Raw genomic sequence first — 15,905 nt, forward strand, 5'->3', positions numbered from 1 at the left:
ATAAACCCAAGTTACTAGTTATAAAATTTTGCACTATTCGCAAAATCTCTCTGACATAGAAAAATCTAAATTGACATATTCTGTGTACCAAAATACAAAACATGAACCATTTTGGGATTTCGAGGGTTGTAACTAGCAACTTAAGTTAAGTAAGTGAAAAATGTTTGTATTTGTTGACTTTTGGTAATTTGAGATTTTGGAATAGCTTTTCAATCCAAAACTTCAAGAAGAATTCAGAATGCAATCAATGGGGGATTCAGCGCCTGCGGTCTTGGGGTCTCCCCAAGAGGAGCAACTTTGTATAGAGAGACCCACACTTCAAAAAAGTGACACAGTGAACTTGTCGAACTGCTCTGTTACCACCACTGTCTTGTTAACCACTAAAGAAAGCATATCTAGTGGGGACTTAAACCCGTTTATTCAGATGCTCGCGGACTCGCAACTGCTGCGCTATCCGCTTTTTCGTTCAGAATTTAATTGGGGAATTCTGGCTCCTGATTCCTGAATTCTTTCCTGTTAAAATTGACGCCTGTTAATTTTTTTCAAAAGCACATCTGCATCTGCTCTTGAAACTCACAGGCGTCAAAGCACTTTGTGGTGACTAATTTAGAATAGTCCCAAGGTCAAAGATTTATCCAATGGCAAGGCAGCACCAATACCCAGCCACAGGGTGACAAGGGTACCAAAGAGGAATACTGTGGTTGCAACTGGACGGCGGAAAGGGTTTTGGAATTTATTGACGTTCTCAATAAAGGGAATGAGAATCAGCCCGACTGGTACTGAACCCATTGCTAACACTCCTAAAAGTTTGTTAGGAAGCGATCGCAAAATCTGGAAGACTGGATATAAGTACCACTCCGGCAAAATTTCCAATGGTGTGGCGAAAGGATTTGCTGGTTCACCGTTCATCGCGGGATCTAACACAGCTAGAGCCACAATCGCAGCGAAGGAACCCATGATTACGATTGGAAATACGTAAAGTAGATCATTAGGCCAAGCGGGTTCACCATAGTAGTTGTGACCCATGCCTTTAGCGAGTTTGGCTCTTAACTGAGGATCGCTCAGGTCAGGTTTTTTTTGTGTTGACATTTTGAAATGTGTTCTCCTGCTTAAGTTAAATTAAAGCATTTGTGAAAGCTATCAGCTACTAGGCAACCCTAGCAAAAGCGGCAAATAGCGTTTGTCTATTTACAATCAGCTGCCTGGAGCGTCTTTACTTACAGCTTTCGGCTTCTTATATTAAGTGTTTGTTTTTTGGAACTTATGTACAATTAATTTCTTGTGTTTCATAAGTTTAAAACAAACAACTTCATCTGAAAACTGATAAATGTTGCCTTTCGCTAATAGCTAAGATTACAAAGGACCCGAAATGCCTTGTTTGCGGATCATTAAGAAGTGAAACAGCATGAAGACTGCAATCAACCAAGGCAGCACAAAGGTGTGGGCGCTGTAGTAACGAGTTAGTGTTGCTTGACCAACGCTCGAACCGCCGCGCAGCAAGTCGGAGATGAGAACGCCAACCACGGGAATTGCTTCTGGTACGCCGCTAACGATTTTTACAGCCCAGTAGCCAATTTGATCCCAAGGTAGGGAATAGCCGGTAACTCCAAAGGAAACGGTAATCACAGCTAGAATGACACCACTTATCCAGGTCAATTCGCGGGGCTTTTTGAAACCACCAGTCAGGTAAACCCGGAAGGTGTGCAAAATCATCATCAATACCATCATGCTGGCAGACCAGCGATGGATGGAGCGAATTAGCCAACCGAAGCTTACTTCAGTCATGATGTACTGCACTGAGGAGAAAGCTTCAGCTACTGTTGGTCTGTAGTAGAACGTCATGGCAAATCCAGTGGCAAACTGGATAAGAAAGCAAACCAGGGTAATTCCACCCAAGCAGTAAAATATATTGACGTGGGGAGGGACGTACTTGCTAGTGACATCTTCAGCGAGCGCCTCAATTTCTAGGCGTTCCTCAAACCAGTCGTAAACGTTAGCCATACAATCTCAAGTTCCTAAAAGTCGGTTGCGGTTGATAAATCCCGAAGTTCTGAATCGGCACAAGCCTTGGCTCAGACTTCTCTCCCAATTAGCAATTTTGGGATTTTAGTAAAGGGGAGTTTTTTGCTTGTCAGCTTTCAGTGTGATAAAAGACTTCAGAAACTTTACACTTTTTGAGATACTCTCCCGAATCAGCTTGCCTGACGGCACGCGCAAGGGACGCTAAATTCGGGAGCTTATATCCCCCCGGTTTCTAGCCGGGAGCTTTACGCATCAAGCCCCGTAAAGACGGAATATATTGCGATCTCTTTACGCCCCTACACAGAAAATGGTGGACACAAAGTAGATTTTATCCTTTGGTGAGTGGATACGATGCATCAGTTGACTGAACAACTTGATGAGAAAAATGCACCACTTCTATAAAAAAAGTAACATAATCGAGAGATAGATTTCATCAACAACAGGGCAAGTAGGCATTATCTAGGCAATTTGGGTTGAGGTGGAATTGATAATGGGGTTCATGAATAAACAAGTTTTTCGGGTTGGATTTTCATTGTTAATGGCGTTTTGGTTGGCGTTTGGTACGCTCACTCAGCCGGCGGTGGCTTTGACATCGGAACAAAAGCTGGTTTCGGAAGTTTGGCGAATTGTTAATCGCACTTATCTAGATGAGACGTTTAATCATCAAAACTGGGCGACTGTCCGGCAAAAGGCTCTGGAAAAGCCCCTCACAGACTCCAATGCCAGTTATACGGCAATTGGGAAGATGCTCAAGAGCCTCGATGATCCTTTTACCCGCTTTTTAGATCCAGAACAGTACCGCAGCTTACAGGTCAATACTTCTGGGGAACTGACTGGGGTAGGATTGCAAATTGCCTTGAATCCTGAGACTGGGAAGTTGGAAGTAGTGGCTCCAATCGCCGGTTCACCGGCAGAGAAAGCGGGGATTAGACCACGCGATCGCATTCTCAAAATTGAAGGCATCTCTACAGAAAATCTCACCCTTGATGAAGCTGCGACCAGAATGCGCGGTCCCAGTGGTAGCCTTGTGACTCTTTTAATCGAACGAGACGGAGATACAGAAACAGAAATTAGATTGACACGCGATCGCATTGCTCTTAATCCTGTGGTTTCCGAATTACGTGTTTCCACTGAGGGTACACCCATTGGCTACCTTCGCCTGACTCAATTCAATGCCAACGCCTCAACGGAATTGGCACACGCTATTTCTAGTCTAGAAAAAAAAGGCGCTGCTGCCTACATTCTGGATTTGCGAAATAATCCTGGGGGGCTATTGCAATCAGGAATTGAAATCGCCCGTCTGTGGCTAGACTCCGGCATCATAGTCTACACTGTTAACCGACAAGGCATTCAGGGTAGTTTTGAAGCCCAAGGGCCAGCCTTGACGAACGATCCTCTGGTGATTTTGGTGAATCAAGGAACTGCTAGTGCGAGTGAGATTCTCGCTGGCGCACTCCAAGATAATCGTCGTGCCCAGTTGGTAGGCGAAACCACCTTTGGAAAGGGTTTAATTCAATCATTATTTGAATTATCAGATGGTTCGGGCTTGGCAGTCACAATTGCTAAGTATGAAACTCCTCAGCACCGCGATATTAATAAACTAGGTATTAAGCCGGATACAGTGATTTCCCAAGCAGCCATTGACCGCGAACAGATTGGCAGCGAAGTGGATCTGCAATATCAAGCAGCAGTGGAACTTTTGATTAAAAACTCAGTGATGGTGCCAAAGGCGTAAAAAGTTAGGAGACGCGATTAATCGCATCTGTACAGCAGTTCGACTTATTCCCAGTCTCTGACTGGGAATAACCGAATAAATTGTGAGCGGATAGCTGCTGAACTTGCTTTTTGTCAGTAACTATGAGATATTTTGTCTGGGATTGAAAATACTGTATTCCTGTGGAATTAATGGAAAATACTGCTAAGTAGCAGAGTGTATAAACTTTTTGACATGAATTTAAGTTTTTTCAGAAAGCATCCACTGTTGTTTGTCATAATAATTTTCTTTGGACTTTTTTTTAGTAGTACAGTAGTTGCTGCCAACTTAAAATTATATTTTGCTGCTCAGAACTCTGGGTCAGTACAATCAGCAAATCCTCAAGCTATTACGATCGCAGATCAACAACTACCTGTAGATAAATTACTAAAATTGATCCAGCAGCGATTAATAATTGCACATGATGTAGCCCGGTGGAAATGGAATCACAAACGTCCTATTGAGGATCTAAAGCGCGAACAAGAGTTACTATTAAAGGTTAGGCAACAAGCAACAACCCATAGTTTAGAACCCGATAGAGTTGCAGGATTTTTTAAAGCGCAAATAGAAGCAGGAAAACTCATCCAAACAGTTGATTTTCAAAACTGGCAAAAACAAGGCATTAAATCTTTTCCTAACGTGCCAGACTTAAACCAGACATTGCGACCATCGTTAGATAAATTAAACACAGAACTTGTCTTTTCTTTAACAGAACTGACTCCTGTTCTAGGTTGTCCGCAGATACGGGAATTAATTCAGTCACGTTCCCAGGTGATTATTCAGGGAGATGGTATTGATCAGCAAGTACAGAGCCTAGCAATTTCACCCCTGCTGCAATTTCAAAGCGCTGCTTGCAAAGTGGGTAACTTCCATTGATCGGGCTAGCGACAAATTATTTTTATCTGACAACAACTGCGATTTTCTCGCTTATGCCGACAACGGTAGCTGAATCAGAAATTCAGTTCCTTCGCCAATACACTCCTAGCCAGGTTATGACTCTAGCATGAGGTTCAGCGTGTGGTTCAAAACGCAACGGGGAAGCCATGTAGACAGTTCCTTCAATCAATTCGGCTTTTTTTAATTTGGGCATGGCATTGTAGCGCCGCTCAAATTCAAAGCGGGTGAGGCGATCGCCGTTTTCCAACGGGGGAACTGTCAAACGCCAAAGCGAGGAATGAGGCATAATTAGGGCAGCGAGAATTTATTTTTATCCTACAACAACTGCCATTTTCTCGTTTATGCCGACAACGGTAGCTGAATCACAAATTCAGTTCCTTCGCCAAGTTGAGAGTTAACCTCGATCGCTCCGCCATGTTTTTCCACAATAATTTGACGGGCGATCGCAAGTCCCAACCCCGTCCCTTTCCCAACAGCTTTCGTAGTAAATAAATGGTCAAAAATCTTGTGTTTCACTTCTTCGTTCATTCCCTTACCATTATCCAGAATAGCAATTTTAACTAGATTATTTTCGACTGAAGTTGTAATTGTAATCCAGTTAGGATTGGCTTTTATTTTTTCAAAGCTACGGCCATGATTAGATTCATCTAATGCATCAATAGCATTAGCAATCAGATTCATAAATACCTGATTTAATTGACCGGGAAAGCAATTAATCGCCGGGATATTACCGTAGTTGGTGACAACTTCAATGGCTGGACGAGTCTCCGAAGCTTTGAGGCGATGGCGTAAAATCAAGATGGTGCTATCAATGCCTTCGTGGAGATTGAAGGCTTGTTTTTGGTCGCTATCGGCACGGGAGAAAGTACGGAGACTCTTACTGATAGACGTGATACGATCGCCACCATCTTTCATGGCTCTGATTAACTTGGGTAAATCATCCCGTAAATATTCTAGGTCGATTGTCTCTAATTCTTCTTCAATTTCCGTCCCAGGTTGGGGGAATTGCTCCTTGTAGAGGTCAATCAGCCCAAATAGGTCATTGATGGAATCTTGGACAGCGCCAACGTTGCCAATAATACAGCCAACGGGATTGTTGATTTCGTGGGCAACTCCGGCGACTAAGTTACCTAGCGCCGACATTTTTTCACTTTGAACTATTTGTAATTGAGCATTTTGCAGGTCGATGAGGGTCTGCTGGGCTTGATTGTAAAGTCGGGCATTTTCTAGACAAATCGCCACTTGGGTGCAGAGGAAGTCGAGAATAATGATCCGATCGCTGGTAAACACACCACTGGTTAAGCGATTGTTGAGATATAAAATACCAACCAAATGTCCTTGATTGAGAATGGGTAAACACAGGACACTTTTAGGCTGGTGTAGTCTCAAATAATCCTCAATTACGGGTAAATCGGTTTTTAAATCGTCAATGATCACGACTTGTTGAGTGTTTTTGACATATTGAATCAGTTTGACGGGTAGATTGGGGTTGTTTTCCAGGGGTTCGGAGTAGAGTTCGGTTGCAGTGGGTGTGGCGATCGCCCGGACTTCCCAGACTTGATTCTCGTTGGGTAAGATTAAGGCACAGCGATCGCCCCCCGAATTTTGCAGAATAACTTGGGTCAGTTGGTGGAGTAGATCCTCTAATTGAATCGTCCTCGAAAGTGCTTGGGAGGCTTTGAGAATGGCAGCAAAATCGAGGGTTGTATTGATGCTGGAACTGCTAGAACTTTTGTTGGTGTTGGAATGAAGGGAATAGTTGGGAGTGGAGATTGTTGCTAATGTGCCTAACATCGTCACTGAGGGTTCGGACTGCTGTAAAATCGGGCAAAGCAACTCTGGATAGCGGTTTTCCAAATCATCAGTTTTGGCTTTAGCTCCCCAGTGGGCATAGCAGTAATAGGCTTCTTGCATATAACCTGCGGCAACTTTTTCTTTACCCCAATTGAGATAAAACTTGCCGGCTAGTTCGTTGGCTAAGGCTTCTTCTTGGATGTACTCGTTGGCTTTAGCTCCAGATATGGCGCGATCGTACCAATCCCCTGCTTCATAATTTTTGCCTAAAATTCTACATTTTTCTGCTTCTACCAAATCCACCTTATGTTGGTGATTCATCGGGGCATGGTGCGCCCAGTGCTGTAACTGGGTTTGGTTTTGTGCCACCCGTTCTAAAGCGGTTGAACCCTCGCCTGACGGTTGATTTAACTGTGCTATGGCAATCAAAGAATCATAGAAATAAAATGCAGGTTCGCTGACCATTCCCGCAATAGCGATTAAATAGTTTCTAGCCTCAACTGCATGGTTGTTCGCTAGCTCAATTTCCCCAAACAAAAAGCAAAGGGTCAGCTTATACAAATAGAAGTGATACAGCCCAAATAGATCATTTGCAGACAGCAGCAGGGGCAAAAGTTCCGTCTCTTGGCGGGCTGAACCAGACAGCAGGGTGGGATGCTCCGCCAAACCTAGTAAGTTTAAAATAGATTGCCAACAAAGCAGGCAGTAATTGGCTGATGCCAATTGGTTAAGTTGCACCAAAGCATTGTAGCGCGCGTATCCTGCTCTAAGGTGGCAAGGGACTGACCGCACCAGAAAGTATTCACACAGAAACAGTAGGCACTATATGCGGCAAATTGCAGATTTCCCACTTCCAGGGCAGTCGTGTAGCCCTCCCTCAAGAGTGGTAATGTTTCTTTGATGTGAGCTTTGCGGTGTAAGATAGACGATCCCACCGTCACTAATACGTCAGGTTTAGCCGCTTTAGCATCAAGTTTTAAGACCACATTCAATGCCAACTGACCAAACTGTGTTGCTAAATCCACATCTTGCAAGAGATTACAGACAATCATGCTATAGCAACCATAGTTAAAAGCGGAAATAGCGATGTTTCCGTGCTGCAAGGATAATTTGACTGACAAGGAAACCAGTAAGGGGAACAAGGGAGAGCCACAGTGGTAAGCTGCTGCCACGATGCTGGTGGTAATTTGGACAATGGCAATGGTGTGGGCATCGGTCATCATCGGCAGGTGAACAAACTCTGCAATGTCCCGATCGCCAATCAGGTCGCTAATCTCTTGGATTGACTGTTGAATATCAGCTGGTGTGGGTGATTCGGTCAAAGTTACACCAAGCTGTTGCAGAAGTTGTGTACCAATCGCCAGGGCTTCGGTCAGTTTATTTTGGGTGGTATTGGCTTGAATTCTAATCCGGTAAACATTGAGCTTTTCCAGTAAAGAGTGTGCAGAGGTGATGACTGTCTCAATCAACTGTTCCATTGCCTCAAAGTCACCGATGAGCGAAGCCAATTCCGCCGCATCTTCATGGAATGATAGAGTCATTTCATATTGTTGCTGCCAAGCCTGTTCTCCTAGCAGGAATAATCCCGTGCTGGCATATTCACGCCCTGCTTGATATGCAGTGGCACTTTTGGCTTTGCGACAGGCAATCAGATTAAGTCTTGCTAATTCTTCTCGTTCTTTGGGTTGGTTAATTAAAGCAGTTCCGTAATTTAATTGATTGACTATTTCAAAAATCCGGTCAACTCTAGCATCTGGGGAAATCTGTTGTAAAAGTAGTTGCCCGATTTGGTAATGAGTCGTCTGTTTTTGCTCTTCGGGAATCAGTGAATAAGCAGCTTGTTGGACGCGATCGTGGAGGAACTTATAATTGAGCGTTTCAGTTTGTGTGTTTTGGGTTGTATCCAATTCGCCCACATAGAACTTATAAAGTTCACTTTGGGGGAGGATTAATCCTTCCTGCAAGGCTTTCCAGAGGGCGACGGCGGCATCAGATTCCGATTGTTGGGAGACAATCGCCAGCGTATTCAAATCAAACTGTGCGCCAATACAAGCGGCTAATTTGAGAATATCTTGGGTATAAGAGGGCAGTTTTTGTAACTGTGATGCCATAAATTCCACGACATCATCGGACATGGCGACAGTGCGAATCTCTGCCAGATCGCACTGCCAATGTCCCACGTTGAGATCAAAATGAATTAATCCATCTTGATACAATGCTTTGAGAAACTGGGTAGCAAAAAAGGGATTGCCTTTTGTTTTCAAGGCAATCAGTTCTGTCAAGGCAAGAGCCGTCAAAATATTGCAGTTGAGCGTATCAGCGACTAGCTTGTTTAAGCTACCCTGACTGAGAGGGCGCAAAGTAATGGTATTGATGGTGGCGTTAGCTTTGGCTACAGCATCTAAGGTCAACATTAAGGGATGCGCCGGTGAAACTTCATTATCTCGGTAAGCCCCAATCATCAATAAATAGCGACTTTCCGACTCATTCATCAAAAGTTGCATCAAATTGAGTGAGGCAGAATCAGCCCACTGTAAATCATCCAAAAACATCACTAAGGGATGTTCTTTAGTTGTGAAGACTTGAATGAATTTTTGGAACAGTAAATTAAATCTATTTTGTGCCGCAGTTCCTGATAATTCTGTCGCGGGTGCTTGCTTACCGATGATGCGTTCTAATTCGGGAATCACCTCAATGATTACCTGCCCATTGTCCCCTATAGCCTGAAGAATCTGAGTTTTCCAGATGTGTAATTCCGTATCGCTTTCACTGAGCAACTGCCCCATTAAATCACGGAATACTTGCACAAAGGCACTTAAGGGAATATTGCGATTAAATTGGTCAAATTTCCCTTTGATAAAATAACCGCGTTGCCGCACAATCGGTTTATGGACTTCGTTGACAACTGCGGTTTTACCAATACCGGAAAACCCCGTTACCAGCATCATTTCTGTTGCGCCAAAGCTGACTCTTTCAAATGCTTGGAGTAACGTTTCTACTTCGGTTTCTCTTCCATAAAGTTTATCAGGGATGAGGAAGCGATCGCACACATCCCGTTCTGCAATTGGGAAACTCTTAATTTCACCAGAAACTTGAAGTTGAGATAAACAATTTTCTAAATCAAATCTCAGCCCCAATGCACTCTGATAGCGGTCTTCAGCATTTTTTGCCATCAATTTGTTGACAATCTCTGAGAGTACAGACGGGATTTGTGGGTTAATTTTATGTACTAAGGGTGGAAGTTTCGCAATATGACAATGTACTAACTCCATCGGGTCGTTTGACTTGAACGGTAATTCACCAGTCAGTAATTCGTATAAAGTTACACCTAAAGAATAAAAGTCAGTCCGATAATCAATTCCCCGATTCATTCTTCCTGTTTGTTCTGGGGATATATAACTAAGTGTTCCTTCTAATACATTGGGATTTATCAGTGTTTGGGTTTCCCGTGGTAGTAAAGATGCAATGCTAAAGTCAATTAATTTAACTTGTTTGGTTTCAGGATTAATGAGAATATTGGCGGGTTTGATGTCTTTATGAATAATCCGCTCGCGATAGAGGATATCTAAGCTGTTGCAGAGTGCGATCGCTATCTCTAAAAACTCCTGTAGAGACGTTGTGTGCAACGCATCTACATGGGTGAAATAATCTCTTAGAGAAATCCCGCCAAAATCTTCCATCACTAACGCATAGCCATTTTGGCAGGGTTCCAGGCTGTAGGTGGCGATGAACAAAGGTGAGTTAAGATTTTTGGCAATGGTATACTGATTGCGAAACTGCACCAGTTCGCTGAAACCCGGATAAGAATTTTTCAGCAGTTTAATCACTACGGGTAATGAATCGGTTTCTCGATTCCCTCGAAAAACCAGAGTTCTAGAACCATTGTAGAGTTCTTCACTGATGCGATATCCGGGAATATTGGCTAGAGTGCTTACCATATTGCTAAATCCTGAAGGCTTCCAGATTTAGTATTCCCAGATATCTGAAGTTGTTTATAAAAAACACCAAAATTTTATTTACACCGGAATTTCAATAATAAATTTTGTTCCCTCACCCAGAACCGAGTTAAAACTCAATTTTCCGGCGTGGGTTTCTTCAACGATTTGACGAGCGATCGCTAATCCTAATCCTGTCCCTTTACCCACACCTTTTGTAGTAAATAAGTGGTCAAAAATCTTTTGTTTCACTGATTCATTTATCCCCTTACCATTATCAGCAATAGCAATTTTAACTAAATCATTTTTGACTGAGGTTGTGATTGTAATGCAGTTAGGATTGGCTTTAATTTCCTGAAAAGAGTGTCCATGATTAGATTCATCTAAGGCATCAATAGCATTAGCTATAAGATTCATAAATACCTGATTTAATTGACCAGGAAAACATTCTACTTGAGGAAAATTACCGTAGTTGGTGACAACTTCAATCCCAGGGCGTTGTTGATTCGCCTTGAGACGATGTTTCAAAATTAAAATTGTGCTATCAATGCCTTCGTGAATGTTAAATTTTACTTTATAATCTTGATCAGCACGGGAGAAAGTTCGTAAACTAGTGCTGATATTTTTGAGGCGATCGCACGCCATAGACATGGAATCAATTATCTTGGGTAAGTCTTCTAAAGTATATTCCAAATCTATTTCTGACTCGTGGCTTTTGATTTCCTCACTCTTGTTGGGGAAATTTTCTTGATATAATTTCCAGTGTTCGATAATATCAGTAAACGTTGGTTTAGCTTGTTCTAGACTGGCAGAAATAAAACCGAGGGGATTATTCATTTCGTGAGCGACACCAGCAACAAGATTACCTAATGCAGACATTTTTTCACTTTGGACAATTTGTAATTGTGCTTGTTGTAAATCTTGTAATGCTTGCCCGGCTTGTTGATACAGTCGGGCATTCTCTAGAGAGATTGCAGCTTGAGAAGCCAGGAGGTGAATTACTTGTAAGCGTTCGGTAGTAAACACGCCGCTTGTTAGCTGATTCTCTAGATAGAGAATTCCTACTAAATTCCCTTGGTTAATAATAGGTGTACATAAGACACTTTGGGGTTGATGTTGCAGCATATATTCCCCAATCACCCCAGAAATATTTGTTTGACAATTGTCTATGACAATTGTTTTTTGGGTATTCTTGACGTAATTGATAATTTTTCTAGGGATATCTTGACAAGTATCTATTAGTTGTGGTTCAAGGATAGTTTGTATTTGAGCTTGAGAATTGTCTCGATGATTAATCAAGGTAATTGCTTGGACTTGCCAAGTATCTTCCAGGGGGAGAATGAGTACAGATTTTTTCGCACCGGAATTTTCCAGGATGATTTTGGTGAGACTGGCGACGAGTTCGTCTAACTTAATACTGCTGGAGATAGTTTGAGCAGCTTTGAGGATGGAAGTCAAATCTAGGACATCGGAAATACTAATTATAGAAGTGTAAGTAGATGAGAAATTTGATGTCTGGGCTATGGTAGCTATAGTTTCGTTGTGTGTGAGGTTGATTTGTTGCTGTTGCAGGATGGGTTGAAGTAGTTGGGGATAGCGTTTTTCTAAGTCGTCGGTTTTGGCTTTTGCGTCCCAGCGAGCGTAGCAATAGTATGCTTCTTGCATATATGCAACAGCCACTTTTTCTTTGCCCCAGTTGAGGTAAAATTTCGCTGCAAGTTCGTTGCTCAGTGCTTCTTGTTGGATGTAGTTGTTTTGTTTAGCTCCAGCGATCGCCCGATCATAAAGTTCCATTGCTCTGGTAAAGTTAGTCAACACTCGACATTTTTCGGCTTCTACTAAATCGTACTTATGTTGAAAGTTCGCTGGCATTAACTGAGCGCGTTTCCATAAATGGCGTTGATTGACAATCACCCGCTTGAGTAATTGTTTTTTGACGCGATCGCTACTTTGGGCATAGGCTGCTAGTCGGGTGAGAGCATCAACCATCCAAATTTGAGTAATTGGGTAACAGCCAGTCTCGGAATATTCGTATGGTAACTGAGCATCGGCATAGCTTAAAGCCTTGGGGATATCTTCAAAAACATAGGCTAAAAAAGTTTTTAAGCTATAAAAGGTTGCTAGTGTGGAGGCTTCATCACGCTCTTCCCACAGGGATATTAATTTCATCTCATCACCACCAACCCCCAATAGGTTGAATGGTTCTGTGGATGTTTCTCGTAAATTGCAAAAAGTTTGATGATAGATTGCTAATAATTGTTGACTAGATTCATCCTTAGATTGTGCAACTATACCTGCAATAGTTGACATTTTTGCTTCTAGTTCATCTAACGGAATACCTAAATAGAACCTGATGACAACGGACAAATATGCAGCCAGACCCATAGATGTCAGATTACCACTGTCTGTTGCGGCCTTGATACTATCTTCGATTATAGGCAAACTAGAGTGGAAATCTTCTCGCCAGGGTTGAGAGAACCAAGGGGTGAGCGCTTTCACCTTTGCCGTAATTGATAGATTGGTAAAGCGATCGCTAAGAATAATTGCCAGTTTCCCCAGGCGATAACTTTGTTTCAAATCTCCCAAACTCGACAGGATCAAGCCGTAAGTACCATAAAAACTAGCTGCCCAAGGGGTGCTACCATAGCGCAATGTCAGCTGTACGCCAACCGTAGCTAAAACCACCATCAATTCTTGGCAACAAAAGTAAGCTGGGATTAGCAAGATATCTAAAATCTGCAATGGAGCTGTTTTTTCTGGGGCGGTAGTCTCTGGTAAAGCTAGCAGCCTTTCGTTAGATTTACCCCACAAGGCGATTTTAGTTTTGACTAATTCTTGTAAGAGAATCAATCGATGGGGTTGGGGAGATAATTTAATTCCCAACTGTTGCAAAATTTCTAAACCACAAGCGATCGCTTCTTGATATTGCTTTTGAACGGTATAAAATTGGATAATTGTCTCATAGGTTTTGACGCGATCGAGAGGTATCTGAGCGTGATCTAACACCAATTTGACCAGTGCGGGAACTACCTCAAAGTCTCTATTGAGGAAGGCGGCTTCGGCTAAGGTTTCGGAAAGTGCTAATGTCAGAGAATATTGTTTTTTCCAACCAGATGTTCCCAGCAATTGAGTACCTATTTGAGCATAGTTAAAGGCAGCAGTATAAGCAGTTGAAGCTCTTGCTTTCTCGGCAGCACGAAGATTGAGTTGAGCCAGCATTTCTCTTTCAGATTGCTCATGGAGCAGGGCAATAGCAATATTCAAGTGATTAACAATTTCAAATAGCCTTTCTGACTGCTGTTGGGCTGGAGTATTTGCCAACAGTAACCGTCCAATTTGTAAATGAGTATGCTGCTTTTGCTCTTCTGGAATCAGGGAATACGCCGCTTGCTGAACGCGATCGTGTAAAAACTTGTAAGGAACTGTAATATCAAAATTATGATTTGTCTGATCTGATTCCTTCGACTGGAAAAACTTGTAGGTTTCACTAATAGGCAAAATTAACCCTTCTTGCAGTCCCCGCCACAAGTAAGCTGCCGTTTCCGTTTCCGACTGCTGAGAAACGATTGCCAATGTGCTTAAGTCAAATTGATTGCCAATACAAGCCGCTAATTTGAATACTTCCTGAGTTTGTGTTGGCAACTTTTGCAACTGCAATGCCAAAAACTCCACCACATCATCTGTAGCTGCTTGCTGACTTACCTGAGCAATATCGCATTGCCAACAACCAAACTTAAAATCAAATTGAATTAATTGATCTTGATACAATGCTTTGATAAACTGGGTAGTAAAAAATGGATTACCCTGAGTTTTCTGCGATATCAATTGAGAAAGAGGTAATGCCAAACTTTCTGTACATTTAAGGGTGTCAGCAACTAATTGATTCACTTGGCCTTGATTTAAGGGTGCTAAAAGAATCGTATTAATTGTTGCTTGTTTTTTTTGCATTTCACTCAAAGTTAACATTAAGGTATGGGCTGGGCTAACTTCGTTATCACGATACGCACCAATTAAGAATAGATAACTTGTATCCGTCATTAATATCTGCATTAAATTCAACGAGGCGGAATCTGCCCACTGCAAATCATCTAAAAACATTACTAAGGGATGTTCAAAACTTGTAAAGACTTGGGTAAATCTTTGGAATAATAAATTAAATCTATTTTGAGTAGCAGTTCCTGATAATTCTACGGCTGCTGGTTGTTGACCAATAATTCTTGATAATTCGGGAATGACTTCAATAACTACTTGCCCATTATCTCCCAATGCTTCTAGTATCTTATTTTTCCATTGCAGGATTTGAGCATCACTTTCTGTTAACAATTGTCCCATTAAATCCCGGAATGCTTGCACAAAGGCACTGAAGGGAATATTACGTTGAAATTGATCATATTTACCTTTGATAAAATAACCGCGTTGCCGCACAATGGGTTTATGGACTTCGTTCACAACTGCTGTTTTACCAATCCCGGAAAAACCAGCTACCAGCATCATTTCTGTTGCACCAAGGCTAACTCGCTCAAAGGCTTGCAGTAGGGTTGATACTTCGGTTTCTCGTCCATATAATTTTTCAGGAATGATGAAGCGATCGCACACATCCCTTCGCGCAATTTCAAAGTCTTCAATATTACCACTTTCTTGCAACTGATGTAAACAATTTTCTAAATCAAATTTCAGTCCTAAAGCACTCTGATATCTGGATTCTGCATTTTTCGCCATCAATTTTTTGACAATTTCTGAGAGTACAGGCGGGATTTTTAGGTTAATTTCATCTACTAAAAGCGCTTCTTTTGCAATGTGACAATGCACCAATTCCATCGCATCATTTGATGGAAATGGTAACTCTCCTGTGAGTAATTCGTAAAAAGTGACACCCAAAGAATAAAAGTCAGTCCGATAGTCAATCCCTCGATTCATTCTGCCTGTTTGTTCTGGAGAAATATAAGCGAGTGTTCCTTCTAATACATTGGGATTAATGAGTGTTTGGGTTTCGCGTGGTAGTAAAGATGCAATGCTAAAGTCAATTAATTTAACTTGTTTGGTTTCAGGATTAATGAGAATATTGGCGGGTTTGATGTCTTTATGAATAATCCGCTCCCGATAGAGTATATCTAAGATATTGCACAGTGCGATCGCTATTTCTAAAAACTGTTGTAGAGACGCGATATATCGCGTCTCTACAGAGGTAAAATAATCTTTGAGAGAAATCCCGCCAAAATCTTCCATCACCAACGCATAGGCATTTTGGTAGGCTTGGAGGCTGTAGGTTTGGATAAAAAGAGGTGAGTTGAGATTTTTAGCTATAGTGTACTGATTGCGAAACGACAAGAGTTCGCCGAAACTCGGATAAGGATTTTTCAGCAGTTTAATCACTACTCTTAAGGAGTCGGTTTCTCGATACCCACGATAAACTTGGGTTCTGCAACCATTGTAGAGTTCTTCACTGATGCGATATCCGGGAATATTGACTCTTGTACTAACCATGCTGCTAAATCCTTAAGACT

5 protein-coding genes and 2 pseudogenes are annotated in these 15,905 nt (G+C 42.0%); 2 read left to right on the forward strand and 5 right to left on the reverse strand.

Annotated features, from left to right (window positions below):
* Nucleotides 1–606 precede the first annotated feature (606 nt).
* Nucleotides 607–1,089: a cytochrome b6-f complex subunit IV gene (gene petD, locus V7K31_RS07485; RefSeq protein WP_292771259.1), complete on the reverse strand. Its 483-nt coding sequence runs from the start codon at nt 1,087–1,089 to the stop codon at nt 607–609.
* Nucleotides 1,090–1,353: 264 nt separating this feature from the next.
* On the reverse strand, nt 1,354–2,001 hold the full coding sequence (gene petB, locus V7K31_RS07490) for a cytochrome b6 (RefSeq protein ID WP_334828689.1): 648 nt from the start codon (nt 1,999–2,001) through the stop codon (nt 1,354–1,356).
* Between the two features lie 511 nt (nt 2,002–2,512).
* Here petB and ctpA point away from each other — a divergent pair.
* Both ctpA and aroQ read left to right on the forward strand, forming a co-directional pair.
* Entirely contained in the window at nt 2,513–3,757 is a 1,245-nt protein-coding gene (gene ctpA / locus V7K31_RS07495; RefSeq protein WP_335093519.1) for a carboxyl-terminal processing protease CtpA, read from the forward strand.
* 213 nt (nt 3,758–3,970) lie between these two features.
* On the forward strand, nt 3,971–4,651 hold the full coding sequence (gene aroQ, locus V7K31_RS07500) for a gamma subclass chorismate mutase AroQ (RefSeq protein WP_335093521.1): 681 nt from the start codon (nt 3,971–3,973) through the stop codon (nt 4,649–4,651).
* Nucleotides 4,652–4,748: 97 nt separating this feature from the next.
* Here aroQ and V7K31_RS07505 read toward each other — a convergent pair.
* From V7K31_RS07505 to V7K31_RS07515, 3 genes and pseudogenes are all read right to left on the reverse strand, one after another.
* A pseudogene (locus V7K31_RS07505) lies at nt 4,749–4,958 on the reverse strand (hypothetical protein); the annotation flags it as partial.
* A gap of 53 nt (nt 4,959–5,011) precedes the next feature.
* Nucleotides 5,012–10,404: pseudogene (locus V7K31_RS07510) on the reverse strand (trifunctional serine/threonine-protein kinase/ATP-binding protein/sensor histidine kinase).
* Nucleotides 10,405–10,482: 78 nt separating this feature from the next.
* The gene (locus V7K31_RS07515) at nt 10,483–15,885 is read right to left on the reverse strand and encodes an ATP-binding sensor histidine kinase (protein WP_335093522.1); all 5,403 of its coding nucleotides are present in this window, start codon (nt 15,883–15,885) and stop codon (nt 10,483–10,485) included.
* Nucleotides 15,886–15,905 lie beyond the last annotated feature (20 nt).

This window comes from Nostoc sp., from assembly GCF_036917675.1.
Classification (GTDB): Bacteria; Cyanobacteriota; Cyanobacteriia; order Cyanobacteriales; family Nostocaceae; genus Nostoc.

Coding starts and splice junctions, on each gene's coding strand:
- petD (WP_292771259.1), bottom strand. CDS start 1,089: ATGTCAACACAAAAAAAACCTGACCTGAGCGATCCTCAGTTAAGAGCC.
- petB (WP_334828689.1), bottom strand. CDS start 2,001: ATGGCTAACGTTTACGACTGGTTTGAGGAACGCCTAGAAATTGAGGCG.
- ctpA (WP_335093519.1), top strand. CDS start 2,513: ATGGGGTTCATGAATAAACAAGTTTTTCGGGTTGGATTTTCATTGTTA.
- aroQ (WP_335093521.1), top strand. CDS start 3,971: ATGAATTTAAGTTTTTTCAGAAAGCATCCACTGTTGTTTGTCATAATA.
- V7K31_RS07515 (WP_335093522.1), bottom strand. CDS start 15,885: ATGGTTAGTACAAGAGTCAATATTCCCGGATATCGCATCAGTGAAGAA.